The organism is Rhodanobacter denitrificans (genome assembly GCF_000230695.2).
GTDB classification, from domain to species: Bacteria; Pseudomonadota; Gammaproteobacteria; order Xanthomonadales; family Rhodanobacteraceae; genus Rhodanobacter; species Rhodanobacter denitrificans.
On the sequence record NC_020541.1, the window covers coordinates 285499 to 301621 of the forward strand.

General features: G+C 70.9%; 15 protein-coding genes. 3 read left to right on the top strand and 12 right to left on the bottom strand.

Annotated features, from left to right (window positions below; translation table 11 throughout):
• Positions 1-117: 117 nt before the first annotated feature.
• From R2APBS1_RS01165 to R2APBS1_RS01175, 3 genes are all read right to left on the bottom strand, one after another.
• On the bottom strand, positions 118-765 hold the full coding sequence (locus R2APBS1_RS01165) for a dihydrofolate reductase family protein (protein ID WP_007508897.1): 648 nt from the start codon (positions 763-765) through the stop codon (positions 118-120).
• Positions 766-807: 42 nt separating this feature from the next.
• A complete protein-coding gene (locus tag R2APBS1_RS01170) occupies positions 808-2010 on the bottom strand; it encodes a DUF1501 domain-containing protein (RefSeq protein WP_015446535.1) in 1203 nt (400 codons plus the stop codon).
• A 132-nt stretch (positions 2011-2142) separates the two neighbouring features.
• A complete protein-coding gene (locus R2APBS1_RS01175; RefSeq protein ID WP_015446536.1) occupies positions 2143-3675 on the bottom strand; it encodes a DUF1800 domain-containing protein in 1533 nt (510 codons plus the stop codon).
• Between the two features lie 216 nt (positions 3676-3891).
• Between R2APBS1_RS01175 and R2APBS1_RS01180 the strand changes: the two genes are divergently transcribed.
• Positions 3892-5484 (top strand): tetratricopeptide repeat-containing sulfotransferase family protein, encoded by a 1593-nt coding sequence (locus R2APBS1_RS01180; RefSeq protein ID WP_015446537.1) that lies wholly within the window; start codon positions 3892-3894, stop codon positions 5482-5484.
• Positions 5485-5496: 12 nt separating this feature from the next.
• Here R2APBS1_RS01180 and R2APBS1_RS01185 read toward each other — a convergent pair whose 3' ends face one another.
• Together R2APBS1_RS01185 and R2APBS1_RS01190 are read right to left on the bottom strand one after the other, a co-directional pair.
• Positions 5497-6435 carry a complex I NDUFA9 subunit family protein gene (locus tag R2APBS1_RS01185; RefSeq protein ID WP_007508907.1) on the bottom strand — a complete coding sequence of 313 codons (939 nt, stop codon included), beginning with the start codon at positions 6433-6435 and terminating at the stop codon, positions 5497-5499.
• 20 nt (positions 6436-6455) lie between these two features.
• Entirely contained in the window at positions 6456-8489 is a 2034-nt protein-coding gene (locus R2APBS1_RS01190; RefSeq protein WP_015446538.1) for a transglycosylase SLT domain-containing protein, read from the bottom strand.
• Positions 8490-8618: 129 nt separating this feature from the next.
• On the opposite strand from R2APBS1_RS01190, the gene R2APBS1_RS01195 reads away from it, so the two are divergent.
• A complete protein-coding gene (locus tag R2APBS1_RS01195) occupies positions 8619-10223 on the top strand; it encodes a glycoside hydrolase family 17 protein (RefSeq protein ID WP_015446539.1) in 1605 nt (534 codons plus the stop codon).
• On the opposite strand, the gene R2APBS1_RS01200 is transcribed toward R2APBS1_RS01195, so the two are convergent.
• The 5 genes from R2APBS1_RS01200 to R2APBS1_RS01220 form a co-directional block, all read right to left on the bottom strand.
• Entirely contained in the window at positions 10122-10535 is a 414-nt protein-coding gene (locus tag R2APBS1_RS01200) for a hypothetical protein (protein ID WP_015446540.1), read from the bottom strand. The two genes, R2APBS1_RS01195 and R2APBS1_RS01200, sit on opposite strands and share 102 nt — an antisense overlap.
• Complete coding sequence (locus R2APBS1_RS01205; RefSeq protein ID WP_007515090.1) at positions 10532-11344, bottom strand: endonuclease/exonuclease/phosphatase family protein; 813 nt, start codon at positions 11342-11344, stop codon at positions 10532-10534. The genes R2APBS1_RS01200 and R2APBS1_RS01205 overlap by 4 nt, the downstream gene beginning before the upstream one ends.
• Before the next feature lie 136 nt (positions 11345-11480).
• Complete coding sequence (locus R2APBS1_RS01210; protein WP_007515092.1) at positions 11481-12131, bottom strand: thiol:disulfide interchange protein DsbA/DsbL; 651 nt, start codon at positions 12129-12131, stop codon at positions 11481-11483.
• Between the two features lie 60 nt (positions 12132-12191).
• Entirely contained in the window at positions 12192-13082 is an 891-nt protein-coding gene (locus R2APBS1_RS01215; protein ID WP_015446541.1) for a thiol:disulfide interchange protein DsbA/DsbL, read from the bottom strand.
• Between the two features lie 64 nt (positions 13083-13146).
• Positions 13147-13929 carry a c-type cytochrome gene (locus R2APBS1_RS01220; RefSeq protein ID WP_015446542.1) on the bottom strand — a complete coding sequence of 261 codons (783 nt, stop codon included), beginning with the start codon at positions 13927-13929 and terminating at the stop codon, positions 13147-13149.
• Positions 13930-14045: 116 nt separating this feature from the next.
• Between R2APBS1_RS01220 and yihA the strand changes: the two genes are divergently transcribed.
• Positions 14046-14726: a ribosome biogenesis GTP-binding protein YihA/YsxC gene (yihA, locus tag R2APBS1_RS01225; protein ID WP_015446543.1), complete on the top strand. Its 681-nt coding sequence runs from the start codon at positions 14046-14048 to the stop codon at positions 14724-14726.
• Positions 14727-14875: 149 nt separating this feature from the next.
• Here the strand turns inward: yihA and R2APBS1_RS01230 are convergent, their stop codons facing one another.
• Both R2APBS1_RS01230 and R2APBS1_RS01235 read right to left on the bottom strand, forming a co-directional pair.
• Positions 14876-15436, bottom strand: a complete 561-nt coding sequence (locus R2APBS1_RS01230; protein ID WP_007511018.1) for a hypothetical protein — start codon at positions 15434-15436, stop codon at positions 14876-14878.
• 146 nt (positions 15437-15582) lie between these two features.
• A complete protein-coding gene (locus tag R2APBS1_RS01235) occupies positions 15583-16074 on the bottom strand; it encodes a GAF domain-containing protein (RefSeq protein WP_015446544.1) in 492 nt (163 codons plus the stop codon).
• Positions 16075-16123: the final 49 nt, after the last annotated feature.

The following is a 16123-nucleotide window of genomic DNA, read 5'->3' on the forward strand; positions in this document are numbered from 1 at the left end:
GGAACACCACATGGGGCTACGATGCCGATGGCGCCATTACCACGGTCAACGGCACCACGGTGTACCAGCGGGACGTGCAGGCGGAGCCGAGGAGGCTGGGGGGCATGGCGATGATCTTCATGCGCGCTTGTGCAGGAAGACGTGGCAGGCGCGTTCGCCTATCACCTGCCGGGTGCAGGCGTAGCCCAGCGCGGGCAGGTCGAGGCCGCCAAGCAGGTGTTCGCCGGTACCTAGCAGTACGGGCCGCAGGGCCAGGTGCAGTTCGTCGATCAGGCCGGCGCGCAGGTATTCGCGCACCGTAGCTACGCCGCCGCCGAGGCGCACGTCGAGGCCTCCGGCAGCGGCGCGAGCCTGCCGAAGCGCGGCCTCGATGCCTTCGGTGACGAAATGGAACTCGGTGCCGCCGGCCATGCGCAGGCTGGGGCGCGGGTGGTGGGTGAGCACGAACACCGGCGTGTGGTACGGCGGCTCGTCGCCCCACCAGCCTTGCCAGCTCTCGTCCGGCCAGGGGCCGCGCACGGGGCCGAACATGTTGCGCCCGAGGATCCACGCGCCGATGCCGGCGAAACCCTGCTCGGCGAGGTCGTTGTCGACGCCGGTCTCGCCGCCGTCCTGGCCCTGCATGCGCCGCCACAGCCGGGTGGGGAAGAACCATTCCATCAGTTCCGGGCCGCCGACGCCGAGCGGGTGCTCGAGGTCCTGGCCCGGCCCGGCGCCGTAGCCGTCGATGGAAAGCGCAAAGCTCTGCACGCGAAGTTTTGACATGGCTGGTCCGCCGTGCCGCCCGAGGTCGCTGCAGTCTACCCGTCACAGCAGCCGCAGGTCGTGCGGCCGCGCCTGCGGGAACACCGTCTGCAGCTGATTGACGGATAGCCCCCACAGCCGCGCGAACAGCCCGCCCAGCACGTCGCGGCAGTCGTTGAGCACGCGGTAGTCGCGGTCCTGCAGCAGGTTCTGCCGGTTCACCGCGAGCTGTTCGCCGACGATGCGGCCGCCGGCGACCCTGCCGCCCAGCACCCAGTGCACGGTGCCGTGGCCGTGGTCGGTGCCGCGGTCGCCGTTCTCGCGGAAGGTGCGGCCGAACTCGGAGAGCACCACTACGGTGGTGTCGTGCCAGGCGTCGCCCAAGGTGTCGGCGTAGGCGGCGAGGCCTTCGCCGAGGTTCTTCAGGTTGTTGGCCAGGTCACCCTGGGTGCTGCCCTGGTTGACGTGGGTGTCCCAGCCGCCCACGTCGACGAAGCCCAGCCGATACTGCTCGCGCATCAGGGTGGCGATGCGCCGCGTCTCGGCGGCGAAGCTGCGCGCGCCGGGCGCGCCGCGGCTGGCCGCCAGCATCTCGTCGCGCAGGTCGGCGGAGATGGTGCGCGGCAGGGTCAGGCCGTCGGCGCTGGCCTGGGCCAGCGGCGTGCCTGCGTACATGCCGGAGAGGATCGCCGCCTGGCGCGGGTCGAAGTGTGCCTTGGGGTCGACCTTCAGCGAGATGTTGGGAATGTCGCGCCCGGCGCCCTGGAAAGAGAGCGGCAAGTTGTTGGTGAAGGCGATCGGCGGTACCCCGGTGAGCAGTCCGGACAACCGTGCGAGGAAGCCGGAGCGGTAATCGCCGGCGTGGCCCTGCGGCTGGCCGCGCTCGATGTGGTCCTGCGTCTCGAAGTGGCTGCGCGAGAGGTCGTCGGTGCCGGCGAACGGGATGAAGGCGAGTTGCTTCTTCTGCCACAGTGGCAGCAGCGTGTCGCGCACCACCGGGTTGAGGCCCCAGTCTGCGTCCAGCCCGACGGCGCTGTCGGGATTGCTGGCATCGGGTTTCGCGATCGCGAGGGTGGGGCGCGATGCGTAGTAGAAGTCGCTGGTGCAGGGCACCAGCAGGTTGTTGCAGTCGTAGCCGCCGCGCAGGAACACCAGCAGGAAGCGCGGCGAGCCGGCGGGCGCGGCGAACAGCCGGCCGGAGAACGACAGCGTGGCCGCGGCGGCGCAGGTGCCGGCAGCGGCGAGCAGGAACTGGCGACGGTTCATGGCAGGTATCTCGGCGGTGGCAGATTTTGATTCGTCATTCCAGCGCAAGCTGGAATCCAGTGCCTTGCAGCCTGGTTTGAAGTCGCTGGATCCCAGCTTGCGCTGGGATGACGAGTAAAAAAACGGATATCCCTAGCGGTAGTTGAAATCGGGCGAGGACAACAGGAAGGTGTTCCACTCCGCCAGCGACTTCGCCTGCGCCAGCGCGTGGCGGGTGGCCTCGGACAGCCGCGGTGCGATGGTGTCGCGGTACAGCGCCGAGTCGCGCAGCGCGGGCGGGTCGGCCGGCGCGCCGCCGCCGTCGTCGGCGAACAGCCGGTTGCGCCCGCTGCCGATCACACCGGCGAAGTCGAAGCGCTTGCCCAGCTGGCCCGAGCCGGTCCAGCTGGCCGAGTCCAGCGGCCAGCCGTCCGGGGTGACGCGGCCGTACAGCGGCTCGCCCATCTGCTGCAGCCAGTTCGCCAGCGGCGCGGTGTTCGGCACCGGCTGGCCGTCGTAGGCCAGGCGCAGCGACGAGACCACGAAGCGCATCGGGTCCTTGAACTTGCGCGGGTCCGGCGCGGCGGCCTCCGTCGACAGCAGCATGGTGCGCAGCACTGCCGCGATGTCGCCGTCGCTGCGCCGGAAGGTGTCGGCCATCGCGTCCACCAGCGCGGGCGGAGGCCGGTCGGCGACGAAGTACTCGGCCAGCCGCTGCGAGATGAAGTGCGCGCAGGCGGGCTGGCGCACGATCAGGTCCACCGCCTGGCCGATCTCGGCGTAGCCGCGGCCTTCGATGGTGTGGCCGAGGAAGGTCTTGTCGCCGAAGTCGTGCCGATTCGGATTGAACACGAACAGGCCGCCGCGCACCATGCCGGGCCGCTCGCGGCCGCGGCGCGCAAGGCGCCGCGGCGGCTGCAGTTGCAGGCCGGCGCCGGTGAGCACGCGCATCAGCTGCTGCACGTCGGCCTGGCTGTAACCGGCGCCCACGCCCAGCGTGTGCAGCTCCATCAGCTCGCGCGCGTAGTTCTCGTTGGTCCGGTCGCGGGCGTTGCGCGCGTTGTCGAGGAACGCCAGCATGGCCGGACTCTGCAGCGTGGCCATCACCAGGTCGCGGAACTTGCCCAGCGCGTGCGGGCGGATCACGTTCTCCTCGTAGTCGGCGGCAAACACGCGCACCGGGCCCTTGCCGGCGTACACGCTGAAGTGGTTGAGCCAGAACCACACCAGCTGCTCCTTCAGCTGGTTGCCGCCGCGGATCGCGTGCAGCAGCTCGGCCTGCGCGGCCTGCTGCACCAGTTCGCGACGGTACTGGCCGAGTGCCTGCTTGGCCGCGTCCTTGGCCGGGCCGGCCGGGGTGTCCTTGTACTGCTGCTGCCGTGCGCGGAAGTCGGCCAGCAGCTCGGGCAGCGGCGTGGCCAGCAGCGGCAGCGCCCGGATCTGCGCGGCGACCGCGGGCGGCAGGCGGTCGTCGCCGGCCAGCTGCTCGTCGAGGAAGCGCACGCGGCCCAGCTGGCGGTAGCGCGCCAGGGTGGCGCTGTCCAGGCCGAAGCCGTCGCGGCGCAACCAGGCGATGTCGCCGGGGGCGAGTTCGCCCGCGATGGCGCGGGAGGCGGGCAGCCGGTCCGGTGGCGTCTGTCCGGCGCCGGCCAGCGTGGGCGGCATGGTCAACAACAGGCCAAGCATGGGTGCGAGGCGGCAAAGCGTGTTGGGCACGTGGCGATTCCGGCAGGGCAATGCAGGAAGCAACGCCAGACGCATTCGCCGGATGACCCTCCTGCGGTGGTGGCCGGGCGGCTGTTTTCGTTGCGTTCAGATGGAAGGGTCCGCAGCTTTATGCAGCCGCCCCGCTCACGTAAGCTGGCAAGCCGAGACCGGCGGCAGGCAAGGGGCCCATCGACGATGGTGGCAAGTCAGGTTCATCCGCTGCTGCGCGACCGCGTCGCGGGCCTGTCGCCGGAGGTGGTGCGGCTGCTGGGCGAGGCCGGTGATGCGATGACCGGCGGCGAGCTGGAGCGCGCCGCGGCGGCGCTGGCCGCGGCGCTGGCGCTGGCGCCGGACAGCACGGAGGCGTTGCGCCTGTCGGCCCAGCTGCAGCAGTTGCGCGGCGAGCACGCGCAGGCGGTGGCGATCCTGCGCGAGGCGCTGGCGAAGGATCCGCGCGATGCCGTGCTGCATATCAGCCTGGGTGTTGCGCTGCAGTCCAGCGGCGAGAACGAGGCCGCGTTGTCGGCGCTGCAGCGGGCCTGTGAACTGGCGCCCGACTTCGCTCCGGCATGGTTCAACCGGGGCCGGATGTTCCAGCTGCTGGGCCGCCCGGCCGGGGCAATCACCGCGCTGCACCGCGCACTGGATGTCGACCCGGGGCACCTGGCGGCGCGGCTGCTGCTGGCTTCGGCGCAGGCCGACCTCGGTGCCGAGGTGCAGGCGGCCGCGAACTATCGCGAGGTGCTGCGGCGTGAGCCCGGCCAGCCGGAGGCCTGGAGCGGCCTGGCCGCGCTGGACGCCGAGCGCTTCGGCAGCGACGACGTGGCCCGTCTGCAGCAGGTGCTGCAGGCGCCGCAGCCGACGCCGCGCGCGCGCATCCAGCTCGGCTTCGCGCTGGCCCGCGCGCTGGAAGACCAGGCCGATTACCGCGCGGCCTTCCGCGCCTTGCGCAAGGCCAACGGGTGGCGGCACCGGCAGCTGAACTGGAACGCGGCAAGCATGTGCGCGCACGTCGACGCCATGCTCGCCGCATTCGCCGAACCGCTGGCCGGGGCCGCGGATGCCGCACTCGGCGAGCAGGTGATCTTCCTCATGGCGCTGCCGCACGCCGGCGCCGCATTGACCGGGCAGATCCTTGCCGCCCACCCGTACGTGGGCGGCGTCGACGAGTCGCCCGACCTGCAGCGGGTGATCGGCGAGGAGTCGGCGCGGCGCGGACGACCGCTGCTGCAGTGGATCGGTGCGGCCACGCCGGCGGACTGGGCGCGGCTGGGCCGGGACTACCTGGCGCGTACCGGGCCCGTGTGCCGCGGCCGGCCGCGCTTCGTCGACGCATACCGGCTGAACTGGCGCGTGGCCGGCGTGGCGCTGGCGATGCTGCCCGGCGCGCGGGTGGTGCATTGCCGGCGCGATGCGCTGGAAACCTGCTTCGCCTGTTACCGCCAGCTGTTCGCCAGCGGCCACGATTTCAGCTACGACCTGGACGACATCGCCAGCTACTGGCGCGACCACGAGCGGCTCGGCCGGCATTGGCAGCGGCTGTTCCCGCAGCGCTACCTCGAGCACGACTACGAGGCGCTGCTGGCCGAGCCCGAGGCGCAGGTGCAGCGGTTGCTGGCGTTCTGCGGGCTGGAGGTCGCCCCGGCCTGCCTGGCGGGCTTCCGGCACGGGCCGGCGCAGGCGCGCACGGCACTGCGCGGGCGCCAGCCCTGGCCGCGCGAACCGGCGCTGGCCGCGCGCTACGGCGCCGAGCTGGATCGCCTGCGGCTGTTGCTGGGCGCGCGCTGATCCGCGCGCTGTTCAACGTTGCGGCGAACGCGCCGCGGCCAGCCGGCGTTGCCGCGGCGGTTCGCCGAGCAGCACCGGCAGCCACGGCGTGAACGGCTGCGGCACGATGCCGAGCGCGGCGTAGCCGTCCACCTTGCCGACCGAATCGGTGCGCAGCGAGCGGAAGTTGTCCAGCGAAAAAGGCTTGCCGGGCAGCAGCTCGGCGAACTGCGCCTGCAGCCGGCCGAGGCTGTCGGGCAGTGCCACGACCGGCGTGCGCAGGCCGGCGGCAGCGCGGATCTTGCGCACGATCTCGCCCAGCGTGAGCACCTCCGGACCGTACAGCTCGAAGCTGCGCCGTTGACCCAGCTTCGCGTGGTCGACGCAGCGGGCGATCGCCTCGGCCACGTCGCCGACCCAGGTGGGCGCCATCCGTGCCTTCGCGCGTGCCAGCGGCAGCACCGGCATCTGTCGCAGCAGCTTGGCGAAGCGGCTGACCAGGCCGTCGCCGGGGCCGAAGATCACGCTGGGCTGGTAGATCGTCCAGTCCAGCGCGGAGGCCTTGACCAGCGCCTCGGCCTCGCCGCGACTCTTCAGGTACTGCGACAGGCCCTGGCCGGCCTTCAGCGAGCTCATCTGGTGCAGGCGGCCCACGCCGCTGGCGTGGCAGGCGGCGATCAGCCGGCGGGCAAGTTCCACGTGCACCCGCTGGAAGCCGTCGCGGCCGTGCGGGTTGAGGATGCCGACCAGGTTGATCACCGCGTCGGCGCCGGCCAGCTGCCGGCGCAGCACGTCGTCGTCGTGGATGTCGGCGTTGCGCACGCTGACCGTGGGCAGCACGCCGAGTTCGCGGTGCTGCTCGCGGTTGCGGCTGAGCAGCACGATGCGGTGGCCGTCGGCGGCCAGTCGCGGCACCAGGCGGCTGCCGACGAAACCGGTGCCGCCGAGGATGACGAGTTGCTGTGCGGCCATGGGATTTCCTCGATGGAGCTTCAGGGCGAGACGCTGCCGGCGACGGCCGCTGCCGACGCCGCCTCGGCGGGACAGTCGACTGCCCGGCGCGCCGTCGCGGCGGTCGGCACGGCATACGGCTGGCCGATCGGACTCATGCGGGTGGCCAGCGGCACCACCGTGTCGCCGCTCAGGCGCCAATCGTAGATCACGCTGAAAGCCATCACCCGCGCCACGTACTCGCGGGTTTCCCGGTACGGGATGGTGGCGACGAACAGGTCCGGCGCCAGCATGCCGCGCGTGGCCAGCCACTGGTCGACCTTGTTCGGGCCGGCGTTGTAGGCGGCGCTGGCCAGCCACGGCGAGCCGTTGAAGCGTGCGGCCATCTGCGCCAGGTAGCGCGTGCCCAGCGCGATGTTGGTGGCCGGGTCGTACAGCGTGTCGCCGCCGCCCCAGTCGAGCCCGTTGCGCTTCGCCACCAGCGCGGCGGTGGCCGGCAGCAGCTGCATCAGGCCGCGCGCGTCGGCACCGGATTGGGCATCGCTCATCCAGGCGCTTTCCGCGCGCAGGATGCCGTAGGCCCAGGCCGGCTCGATCCCGGCTTGCCCGGCCTGCGGCACCAGGCCGTCCTGGCTGGCCAGCGGGAAGCGCAGGTCGTACAGCCGCAGGGCGTCGCCGCTGCTCAGGGTGAAGACGGCGCGGTCGTACCAGCCGCGGCGGTTGGCCATGTCGGCGGCGACCCGCTGGGTATCCGGGTCGGCGTCCTGCAAGGCGCGCGCCCACTCGCGCCGGGCGAACTTGGGCAGATCCACCGCATACAACTCGAACGCACGCAACAGGCCGGGATTGGCCAGCAGGGCCTGTTCGCGTTGCGGGTCGTCGGCCAGGGTCAACGGACAGATCGCGTACGGCCGGTCGAGCCGGTCGGCGGACAGGAAGCCGAAGAAGGTGGGCTTGTCGGCCTGGGCCTCGAACAGCCGGCGGGCCTCGTCGTCACGGCCCAGCGCGGCCAGCGCTCGGCCGCGGAAATACTGCCATTCGCTGTCCTGCCGCTGGTCGGCGGGCATCGCGTCGAGGCCGGCCAGCACCGCACTCCAGTCCTGCTGCGCCAGCGCCACGCGCACCCGCCATTCGCGGGTGCCGTCGGTCTGCGCGGCGGCAGGCAGGGCGATCAGCCGGGCCAGCGCGCCGTCGTCGAAATCGGTGGCGTGGTACAGCGCCAGCGCCTGCAGGATCTGGTTGCGCTGCGCCTCGCTGAAGCCGAAGCGGGACTGCAGTTGCTGCCAGGCGGCGTCGGCGGCGTCGACATCGCGCCGGGCCTGGCGGGTCAGCGCCAGCGCGGCGGCCTGGCGCTGGCGCGGCTGGTTGGGCCAGCTGCGCGCGGCGTCCAGCGCGGCGGCCGGATCGCGCAGTGCCAGCGCCAGCTGCAGCGCGCTGGCGCGGCCGGGTTCGGCGAGCCAACCGGCCAGGCTGGCGATGGTGCCGGCCTGGCCGGCGTCGGCGGCGCGGTCGATCCGCGTCCACAGTCGCGCCTCGGTCAACAGGCCCTGCGTGTGCGCGGCGGCGAGCACCGGGTCGCAGGCGTCGGGCAGGCTTGGCTTGGCCCACAGCGCGGCGAGGTCGCGCTCGAACTCCAGCGTGCCGCCGCCGGCCAGCCGCGCCTGCAGCGCGTCGCAGGCGAGCGTGTCGCCGAGGCCGCTCTGGTACAGCGCGAGGAACGTGCTCCAGTCCTGCCGCCGCGCCAGCTCCCGCAGGAACGCGCGGCGCAGGTCGGCGGCGGGGATCCAGTCCGGGTATTGCGCCAGGTACGCCTCCACGCTGGCGCGGTCGAGCTGCTGGATGTCGTGCTGCAGGGCCGCCGCCGCCAGGTACGGGTACAGCGGGTAGTCGTGCAGGTTGGCCGCCAACTGCCGCCAGCCATCGCCGCCTTGCTGGGCGGCGGCATAGGCCTGCCGGAAGGCCGCGCGCTGGGCGGCGTCGGGGGCGGCGGCTCGCGCCGGCACGCTCGTCAGCAGCCAGCCGGCGAGCAGCAGCCCGGTGAGCAGGATGCGCCGCGGCGAGAGGAAGACGGACATGGAGGCTCCTGCGGTGGATCACGGGCAGTGTAGTCGATGCGCCTGAACCGCTTGTCGCGCGGCGGTGAGGGTGTGCCGGCGCGCCTGCTAAGCTGGCACGCTTGGTTTCCACACCTTCACGGGATCGGCATGTCGCCAGCAGCTCCGCCTGTCTTTCGTCGCGTCTGGCCGGCGTGGCTGGCGCTGCTGCTGGCGGCGTTGGCCGGGGCGGCCTGGTGGTGGGCGATCGGCCGGCCGGTGGCGTTGCCGGAGGCGCCATCGGCACGGATCGCCTGCGTCTCCTACGCGCCGTTTCGCCAGGCCGGCGAGACGCCGCTGGATGCGAACGCCTACATCAGCCCCGAGCGCATCGACGCGGACCTGCGCGCGTTGTCGCAGCGCTTCGACTGCGTGCGCACGTACTCGCAGGGGCAAGGCCTCAGCGCGGTGCCCGCGATCGCCGGGCGCTACGGCATGAAAGTGTTGCTGGGCATCTGGCTGAGCGGCGACGCAAAGGCGAACGCGCAGCAGGTCGCACTGGGCATCGCCACCGCGAACAAGTACCCGCAGGTGCTGCGCGGGGTGATCGTGGGCAACGAGGTGCTGCTGCGCGGCGAGCTGACTTCGGCGCAACTGGCCGGCTACCTGCGCGAGGTGCGCGCGGCGGTCCACGTGCCGGTGACCTATGCCGACGTGTGGGAATTCTGGCTGCGCCATCCCGAGCTGGCCGGCTCGGTGGACTACCTCACCATCCACATCCTGCCGTACTGGGAAGACCAGCCGGTGCCGCCCGAGCGCGCGGTGCAGCATGTGGCGACGGTGTACGCGAAGGTGCAGCAGGCGTTTCCCGGCCGCCGCGTGATGATCGGCGAGACCGGCTGGCCCAGCGCCGGACGGCCGCGCCAGGCGGCCAGCGCCAGCGTGGTCAACGAGGCGCGCTACCTGCGCGAGTTCCTGCGCTACGCGGCCACCGTGCACATGCCGTACAACGTGATCGAGGCGTTCGACCAGCCGTGGAAACGCGCGCAGGAAGGCACCGCCGGCGGTTACTGGGGCATCTTCGACGCGCAGGCGCGGCCGAAGTTCGCCATGCAGGGGCCGGTGATCGAGGAGCCGCGCTGGTGGCTCGGCTGGCTCGCCGGCGCGGCCGGCGTCGCGCTGTTCGTGCTGGCCGGCGGCCGCCAGCGACGCCGGCGCGGCTCTCTGGCGCTGGCGCTGGCCGGCATGGCCAGCGGCGGCGCGCTGGCATGGCAATTCCGGCAGATGCTGTACGCCTGCCGCGACGGCTGGGAGTGGGCGGTGTCGCTCGCTGCCTGCGCACTGGCCCTGTTCACCGCGTTGCGGCTGGCGCGCCGGATCGCCGCGCGGCTGGCCGGCACGACCGCGTCCGCCGCACCGCCGCGCTGGCTGCGCGCCGGCTGGCTGTTCGCGTTGGCCTATTACGGCCTGCTGCTGGCGGTCGACGGCCGCTACCGGGATTTCCCGCTGGGCCTGTTCTGGCTGCCGTGCCTGGGCTACGCGCTGCTCGGCTGGCTGGGCGAGCGTCACGCGCCGGCGCTGCCGCTGCCGGAGGAGCGCTTCCTCGCGCCGTGGCTGCCCTTGCTGGCCGCGGTCGTGCTGCTGCAGGAAGCCGGGCTCACCGCGGTGGCGTGGCTATGGCTGGGGATGAACCTGCTGCTGGCCTTGCCGGTGCTGGTCGAGTGGCACCGCGCGCGGCGCCTGCAGCCGCAGCAGACGCAGGCAGCCGGCCAGTAGCGCCAGCGCGCCGCTCTCGAAGCAGTACAGCTGCAGCGCGAGAATGCCGAGCGCGGTGGCCAGCCAGGCCAGCCAGGCATGCCGGCGCAGCAGCGCCAGCGCGGTGGCGGCGAGCGCCGCGATGCCGTAGACGTCGTGCAGAAACCCGAGCACCAGCGCTTGCCGCCAGCGGCACCACCACGGGCCGTCGGCGCTGCACAGCTGGCCGATCGCGCTGGATTCGACCACGCCATAGCGCAGCCATGTCGCCAGCAGCGCCACCAGCAGCAGGGCCAGCCACGGCCAGGCCCTTCGCCATGCCGGCGCGGTCATTGTGCGCGGCCCGGCGGGGCCTTGCCGCCGACGGTCGCCGGCAGGCTGATTTCGGCCGCCAGCGGCAGGTGGTCGGAGAACGCCTGCGGCAGCGCCCAGGTCTTCTCCAGCCGGATCGCCGGCGAGGTGAGGATGTGGTCCAGCGCACGCCGCGGCTTCCAGCTGGGGAAGGTCGGCGTCGGTTGCGCCGGCGGCTGCAGGGTGGACTTGGCGAACAGCTGCTGCATCTCGCTGCTGCCGGGCTCGGCGTTGAGGTCGCCCATCAGCACCGCGTGCGGGAAATCCTGCAGCAGTTCGGCGATGAAGCCGAGCTGGCGCGCGCGCGCCGGTGCGCTCAGCGAGAGGTGCGCGATCATCACCGCCAGCGCGTTGTCGCCTTCGCCGAACTGGGCCAGCAGCGCGCCGCGGCCGGGGATCCGGCTGGGCAGCGGGTAATCCAGCACCGTGTGCGGCTCCAGCCGGCTGATCAGGCCGTTCGCCGAGTGCGCCAGCCGGGCCATCGCGCGGTTCGGCTGGTGGCTCCAGAACGGCAGGCCGGCGGTCTCGGCGAGGTAGCGGGTCTGGTTGAGGAAGCCCGAACGCAGGCTGCCGGCATCGGCCTCCTGCAGGCCGATCACGTCGAACTGCGCCAGCACCTCGGCCAGGCGGTCGAGGTTGTCCATCTTGCTGCGCCCCGGCAGCAGCGCGTTGAGGCTGCGGGTGACGTACTGGCGGTAGCGCTGCACGCTGGCGCCGGCCAGGATATTGCAGCTCAGCAGACGCAGGCGGCGCTCGACGGGGGCGGCTTGGGGAGTGGCGGCGCGGCTCATGGCAACACACTACACGGGAAGGGGATGCCGGCGGCCATGTTCATGGGTCATGCTCACGCGCCGGGTACGCCGCCCAGCATGATCCACCGCAGATGAACAGCGCGCCAGTCGGGTCGCCCGGCGCCGCGGCCGTCGCCTACTTGCCGGCCAGCTCGCGCTTGACCAGCCATTGCGTCACCGCAACCATCTCGTCGAACGAGTGCATGGTGATCACGCGGTACTTGCCGTTGACCACGATGGTCGGGGTGCCGTCCACCTGCCAGCGCTGGATCAGCGCGAGATCTTCCTTCAGCTTCGCGGTGGCCTCCGCCGAGGTGGCCAGGCGCATGAAGGCGGCGCGGTCGACGCCTTCGTGGGCGTAGAAGTCGGCCAGTTCGTCCAGCGAGTTGACCGGGTAATGCTGGGCGAACTTGGCGTCGAACAGCTTCAGATGAGTGCGCTCGACCACGCCCAGCTGCTTTGCCGCGTAGTACGCACGCGCATACGGCAGCCACTCGGCGCTGAACGGCGCCGGCACCAGCTTGAATGCCACGCCGGCCGGCAGCTGCTGGCGCAGCTTCTCGGCAGTCGGCGCGAACTGCGCGCAATGGATGCAGCCGTAGGAGAACACCTCGACCACTTCCACCTTGCCCTCGCTGCTGTAGCGCTGGTGCGGAGCGGGCAGGGTGACGTACTCGGTACCCTCGGTATACGGTGCCGGCGCGCCGGACTGCGCGGTGCAGGCACTGGCCAGCAACAGGCCGACGAGCAGGGTGAGCAGGCGCGGGTGGGCGAATCGCTTGAACATGGGGTCTCTCTTCGCGGGTTGGCGGTGGGGCCGCCGTACGGGTCAGATTAACCGAACCGCCTACTTGCCGGCGGCTTCCTTGGCGACCAGCCACTGGGTCAGCTCGATCGACTGCGCGTAGCCACCGGCGGAACTGGCCGTGAAGCGGTACTTGCCGTTGACGATCATGGTCGGCGTGCTGTCCACCCCGTAGGCCTTCATCAGGTCGTCGGCACGCTTCATCCGGGTGTTGACCGTGAACGAGTTGGCGACGCCGACGAACTCCTTCGGATCGACGCCGTACTTGGCGTAGAACTTCGCCGCGTCCTCGATCGTCGGCCACGCCTCGTGCGGCTTCAGCCCGCTGGCCTTCAGGTTGTAGGTGGACAGCTCGCCGCTCTTCCATACCGCGTCGAACATCGCGTCGTGGGTCTTGCCGACCAGGTCCAGCGCCTGCGCCGCGTAGAACGCGCGCTGGTACATCGGCCAGTTCTCGTCCGGGCGGAACGAGGCGGCCAGGTAGTTCATCACCGCGTTCGGCGGCAGGCTCTTGGCGATCTGGTCGACGGTGGCATGGAAGCCATTGCAGGCCGGGCAGCCGTAGGAGAACACCTCGGTCACCTCGATCTTGCCGGGGTGGCTGGTCGGCTGCGCCGGATCGATCAGGAAGTAGTGCTTGCCCTCGACCCACTTGCCGTTGTCGACGAACGGCACCGCGGCCACGGCCGGGGTGCTCGCCGCCGGCGCGGGTTCGCCGGGGGCGGTCGCGGCGGCCGTGCCGGTGCTGGCGGGCGCCGTGCTGCCGGCCGCTGCCGGTGCGGTGCTGGTGGCGGGGCTGGCCGGCGCGGCGGCTTCGGCGCTGCTGCTGGCGACCGGCGCCGTCGCCGGGGCCGTGCTGCCGCTGTCGCGGTCATGGCTGCAGGCGGCGAGCGCGAGCAGGGCGGCACACAGGAACGACAGACGCTTCAACATGGCGGACCTCGAAAAGGCGGAACGCAAAATGACAGCGCCGACACTTCGGTCGGCGCGGGTTCGGTCAGGGGGCACTGGCCGGCTGGCTGTCGGTGCCGTGCAAGCCCTCGATGTAGCTGGCGAGGGCGGCAATGTCGTCGGCGCTCAGCTGCTTGGCGATCGCCGGCATGACCTGCGCATGGGCGTCGTCGCCCCAGGTGGTGCCGTCGTGCCAGGCCTTCAGCGTGGCCTCGATGTACTGCGCGTGCTGGCTGGCCAGCTGCGGGTACATCGCGCCCGGATTGCCGCGGCCGTCGATGCTGTGGCAGGCCATGCAGGCCGGGATGCCGCGCGCGGCGTCGCCCTGGCGGAACAGCGTCTGGCCGCGTTCCACCAGCGCCTGGTCGGCCACGCCGGGCAGCGCGGTCTTGCTGGCGAAGTAGGCGCCGAGGTCGTGCATGTCCTGCTCGGACAGCGGCGCGGCCATGCCCATCATGATCGGGTTCTGCCGCTTGGCCGCCTTGAAGCTGGTCAGCTGGCGCACGATGTACTGCTCGCTCTGGCCGGCCAGCTTCGGGAACTGCGCGTTCGTCGAATTGCCGTCCATGCCGTGGCAGGCGCCGCAGACGGCGGCCTTGGCTTGGCCGGCGGTGGCGTCACCCGGCTTGGCCGCAGCTGCGGTGGCCGCCGGTGCAGGCGCGGCGGCAGTGGCTGCGCCTGCAGGCGTTGCCGCGGTGCTGACGGCGGCTGGCGTGGCAGTCTCCGGTTTGGCGTCTTGTGCCATCACGGCGCTGGCGGACAGTGCCAGCACGAGGGCCAGGGCAGACCCGAGAACCGTGGGTCGAAAACCAGCAGACCGAAAACTCATACACTTGACTCCCGAGAGACTTGCGAACACTGCCAGGGATGGCGGCCATGCGGCCAGCCACAGGCAGAAACCTCGGAATTATCCCTGTGCCACCATAGCTTGGTCAAACCATCCCCATGTCCAATCCCCTGCAAGGCAGGTCCAATCCCCTGCAAGGCGCGCAATTCGTGCTCGCCGCCCATCGCGTCGATCAGCTTCCCGCCGACGAGGGTGCCGAGGTGGCGTTCGCCGGACGTTCGAACGCCGGCAAGTCCAGCGCACTGAATGCGCTGACCGGGCACAAGGGCCTGGCGCGCACCTCGAAGACGCCTGGCCGCACCCAGCAGATGGTGGCGTTCAGCCTGCCGCCGCTGCGGGACGTGCCGGCGCGAGCATCCGTCACCGTCGACGGCCAGCACGTATCCGACTGGCGGCTGATCGACCTGCCGGGCTACGGCTACGCCAAGGTGCCGCTGGAGATGCGCGAGCACTGGAAGCAGGAAATCGACCGCTACCTGCACCAGCGGCGCAGCCTGCGCGGCGTGGTGCTGATCGCCGACATCCGCCATCCGCTGAAGGAGTTCGACCGGATGATGCTGGACTTCTGCTTCGCCAGCGGCCTGCCCTGCCACCTGCTGCTGACCAAGGCCGACAAGCTCTCGCGCAACCAGGCCGCGCAGGCACTGGCGGCGATGCGCAAGAGTTTTCCCGACGGCCTGCACGCCACCGCGCAGGTGTTCTCTTCCACCGCCGGCACCGGCGTGGACGAGGCGCGGCAGGCGGTGGCGGCGCTGCTGCGGCAGCCGCGTGAAGCGTGAGTCCCGGCCGGGTGGTCGCGGGCTGGCGGCTGCACCGAAGTCACGCCGACCGTAGCGGACAGGGCGCGTGCGCCGTGGCGCATCGCACGAACAAACGGGCCGACAGTGTTGCTGCCGGCCCGTTCGCCGCTATGAAACTCGCCCTGTGGTTATTCCTGGCGTGGGGGTGAGATAACCTTCATGCAGTTGTCGTAGGCATCTTTTGCTTTGCCGTATTCGCCCACGGCGATAGCGCACATCAAGCCACCGCCCCCAGAGCATGCCGCTACTGCAGCGTCGGCAGCATCCAGCAAGCGCTGCAGTTCTGTAGAACAAGTGCCGCCGAGTGCTGCCATCAGCGGCGCATGGGTGGACTTTCTGTGCTGCATCAACCACGTCCGCGCATTTTGGATCTTGAGTGCCAGATCAGGATGCGACTTCAGCCAAGCAGTGTTGGCGTCGAGATCGACGACCTTGGTCGTCGTCGAAATGCCGTCATCAGTCTGGATAATCGCCGCGTGCCCAACCACCCGAATGGTGATGTGGGTGGTCAGACCGGGTTCCGCGTTCTGTGCTTCGATCGTTCCGTCGCTGCGTACCGCAACTTGCTGAGTCCCGGTACTGGACGTGGTGGTGAACTGTTTGGGGAGTGATGATTGCTCGGCGGCAATAACACCGGATGCCAAGCCGATGAACGCCACGCCCATGACTACCTTGCAAAGCTTATGCATGTCGTGCTCCCTGCTGATATTGAGGTGCCAGTGAAGCAGTACTTCCCCTCGTGTCCGCCAAGGGAAAATCAGTCACTACCTGTCCATATCCCACGAATGATCGTGGGTCAAGGTTCCTTGGCCCGAGGCCATCGATTCGTCTCGCGTCAGCCGTCCACCGACGCCATGAACACCGCGCACAGCGCTTCCATGCCAGCGCGGTCGTCGTCGTCGAAGCGGTCGGTGACCGGGCTGTCCACGTCCCACACGCCGAGCAGGCTGCCGTCGGCCTTCACCAGCGGCACCACGATTTCCGATTGCGAGGCGGCGTCGCAGGCGATGTGCCCGTCGAACGCGTTGACGTCGCGCACCAGCTGGGTCTGGCGGGTCTGCGCGGCGGTGCCGCAGACGCCGCGGCCGAGCGCGATGCGGATGCACGCCGGCTTGCCCTGGAACGGGCCGACCACCAGCTCGGTGCCGTCGTACAGGTAGAAACCGGCCCAGTTCAGCTGCGGCAGGCTGTGGTAGACCAGTGCGCCGAAGTTCGCCGCATTCGCGATCAGGTCGCGCTCGCCGGCGAGGATGCCGCGCGCCTGCCGCACCAGGTCGTCGTAGTGCTCGCGCTTGCTGGCGTAGGCGTGGGTTTTCAGTTCGAACATGCGGCGTGTCCTGCAGCAAAGCCCGTATTATGCGCGCACCGATGCAGGG

Excerpts from the sequence above, each read along its gene's own strand:
- R2APBS1_RS01185 (WP_007508907.1), bottom strand. The coding sequence starts at position 6,435 with ATGGCCGCACAGCAACTCGTCATCCTCGGCGGCACCGGTTTCGTCGGC.
- yihA (WP_015446543.1), top strand. The coding sequence starts at position 14,046 with ATGTCCAATCCCCTGCAAGGCAGGTCCAATCCCCTGCAAGGCGCGCAA.
- R2APBS1_RS01220 (WP_015446542.1), bottom strand. The coding sequence starts at position 13,929 with ATGAGTTTTCGGTCTGCTGGTTTTCGACCCACGGTTCTCGGGTCTGCC.
- R2APBS1_RS01210 (WP_007515092.1), bottom strand. The coding sequence starts at position 12,131 with ATGTTCAAGCGATTCGCCCACCCGCGCCTGCTCACCCTGCTCGTCGGC.
- R2APBS1_RS01215 (WP_015446541.1), bottom strand. The coding sequence starts at position 13,082 with ATGTTGAAGCGTCTGTCGTTCCTGTGTGCCGCCCTGCTCGCGCTCGCC.
- R2APBS1_RS01190 (WP_015446538.1), bottom strand. The coding sequence starts at position 8,489 with ATGTCCGTCTTCCTCTCGCCGCGGCGCATCCTGCTCACCGGGCTGCTG.
- R2APBS1_RS01170 (WP_015446535.1), bottom strand. The coding sequence starts at position 2,010 with ATGAACCGTCGCCAGTTCCTGCTCGCCGCTGCCGGCACCTGCGCCGCC.
- R2APBS1_RS01235 (WP_015446544.1), bottom strand. The coding sequence starts at position 16,074 with ATGTTCGAACTGAAAACCCACGCCTACGCCAGCAAGCGCGAGCACTAC.
- R2APBS1_RS01230 (WP_007511018.1), bottom strand. The coding sequence starts at position 15,436 with ATGCATAAGCTTTGCAAGGTAGTCATGGGCGTGGCGTTCATCGGCTTG.
- R2APBS1_RS01200 (WP_015446540.1), bottom strand. The coding sequence starts at position 10,535 with ATGACCGCGCCGGCATGGCGAAGGGCCTGGCCGTGGCTGGCCCTGCTG.
- R2APBS1_RS01195 (WP_015446539.1), top strand. The coding sequence starts at position 8,619 with ATGTCGCCAGCAGCTCCGCCTGTCTTTCGTCGCGTCTGGCCGGCGTGG.
- R2APBS1_RS01175 (WP_015446536.1), bottom strand. The coding sequence starts at position 3,675 with ATGCTTGGCCTGTTGTTGACCATGCCGCCCACGCTGGCCGGCGCCGGA.
- R2APBS1_RS01180 (WP_015446537.1), top strand. The coding sequence starts at position 3,892 with ATGGTGGCAAGTCAGGTTCATCCGCTGCTGCGCGACCGCGTCGCGGGC.
- R2APBS1_RS01165 (WP_007508897.1), bottom strand. The coding sequence starts at position 765 with ATGTCAAAACTTCGCGTGCAGAGCTTTGCGCTTTCCATCGACGGCTAC.
- R2APBS1_RS01205 (WP_007515090.1), bottom strand. The coding sequence starts at position 11,344 with ATGAGCCGCGCCGCCACTCCCCAAGCCGCCCCCGTCGAGCGCCGCCTG.